The 652-nt window shown below is 58.4% G+C and carries 1 pseudogene; it reads left to right on the top strand.

The window, feature by feature from the left end:
- Positions 1–41: 41 nt before the first annotated feature.
- Positions 42–652 (top strand): annotated as a pseudogene (locus AD944_RS00075) (IS5 family transposase); the annotation flags it as partial.

Here is a 652-nt window from a genome sequence, read left to right on the forward strand (position 1 = left end):
TAGGGCCTGTTAGCACTTGAAATACTTCCTATATTATAGGGATGGAAGAAGGAGACAGAACAGGCACTTTTACGGACGAGACATGGGCGATCTGGGAGCCTCTGATTGAGGCGGTTCGCCCAAGGGGCAAGACGCCGCCCCATGATCTGCGGCGCACGATAGCAGCTATTTTCTGGCGCCATGAGAATGGCGCGAAATGGCGGAGTATCCCCGCTGAACTGGGTCCGTGGTGGCGGGCGGCACAGCTTTTCATCCGCTGGGCGAAGCTCGGCGTATGGGAACGGCTGCTCGAACGGGTTCAGGAACAACACGGAATGGCGTTCGGAATGACTTTTCTGGATGGCACGAACATCAGGGCTCACCATAAAGCGGCGGGAGCCCAAAAAAAGGGGCCTTTTTCGAAGAGCGAGACCATCGTGAAGCACTTGGCCGCTCTCGCGGCGGCTATGGCACCAAAGTCTGCGTGATCGCTGATGGACATGGAAAAGCCTTCGGTTTTGCGCTGGCCCCCGGACAGGCCCATGAACTGCCACTGGCGCCAGCCATGCTCGATAGCCTTACCGCCATTCCCCTGTGGGTGGTGGCGGACAAGGGCTATGCGTCAGACGCCTTTCGTGAACGGATATGGGACATGGGAGCCCGACCGGCCATT

The sequence above is a fragment of the Acetobacter tropicalis genome, assembly GCF_001580915.1.
In the GTDB taxonomy this organism is placed as follows: domain Bacteria; phylum Pseudomonadota; class Alphaproteobacteria; order Acetobacterales; family Acetobacteraceae; genus Acetobacter; species Acetobacter tropicalis.